Here is a 1,087-nt window from a genome sequence, read left to right as displayed (position 1 = left end):
ACAGAATCGGGCAGAACCAGTAGCTACACCTGCGCAACGACTCTTTCCCTCCGCGACGTTCTTCCGACCTGGTCGATCGCCAGCCGGGTGCCACCCGCACGCTGCAAGGCGCGCGCGTGTCGGTGCGGCTGCCCGACGCGGTCGCGGCCGACGTGCGGCAACTCGCGCGCGACGCGCAGGCAACGGTCTTCACGGTGCTGCTGGCCGGGCTCGACGCATGGCTGTCGCGCCTGACCGGCGCAACGGACGTCGTCGTCGCGGTGCCGGTCGCGCATCGCCAGCGCCCGGAAACGCGCGCGCTGCTGGGCCTGTTCCTGAATACGGTCGCGCTGCGTGTGCACGTGGCGCCGACGCTGCCGTTCCGCACGCTCGTCGATGCGACGCGCACGGCGGCGCTCGACGCGGTCGCGCATCAGGACGTGCCGTTCGAGCGCGTCGTCGATGCGGTGAAGCCGCCGGTCAAGCGCGGCGACGAATGGCTGCGCGTTAAATTCGCGCAGCAGTTCGACGCGCGGCACGACAGCGTGCTGCCGGGCGCAACGGCCGTTGCCACGCCGGGGCCCGACCTCGCCGCACGCTTCGATTTCGCCGTGGATTTCACCGACGACGCAAATGGCATCGAACTGGTCGCGGCCTATGCGACCGACTGCATCGACGCCGACACCGCGCGCGCATGGCTCGACAGCTACGCGGCGCTCGTCGGTGCGGCCGCGCGCGATCCGCGCCAGACGACGGCCGGTCTGCCGTGCGACGCATCGGCCGCTTCGCGCCAGCCGCGCGACGGCCGTGCGCTGCGCGTCGACCATGCGGACATCGTCGCCGCGTTCGCGCGGCAGGCGGCCGCCTATCCGCATCGCGTCGCGCTCGCCGATGCGTCGGCGTCGCTCACGTTCGCCGAACTCGACGACGCATCGAACCGCATCGCCCGCGCGCTGACCCAACGCGGCGTGGCCGCCGAAGCGTCCGTCATCGTCTGCATCGAACGCTCGGCGCGCTTCGTCGTCGGCCTGCTCGGCGCGCTGAAGGCGGGCGCACTCGCCGTGTTGCTCGATCCCGCTCAACCCGCCGCGCGACTGGCCGCGGCGGA

1 pseudogene is annotated in these 1,087 nt (G+C 72.2%); it reads left to right on the top strand.

From position 1 onward, the window contains the following. Positions 1-71: 71 nt before the first annotated feature. Positions 72-1,087 (top strand): annotated as a pseudogene (locus tag G3N96_RS38715) (condensation domain-containing protein); the annotation flags it as partial.

The organism is Burkholderia sp. Se-20373 (genome assembly GCF_017104705.1).
In the GTDB taxonomy this organism is placed as follows: Bacteria; Pseudomonadota; Gammaproteobacteria; order Burkholderiales; family Burkholderiaceae; genus Burkholderia.
Note: the sequence above shows the minus strand (reverse complement) of the source record. Positions and strands in the feature narration are given on the sequence as shown.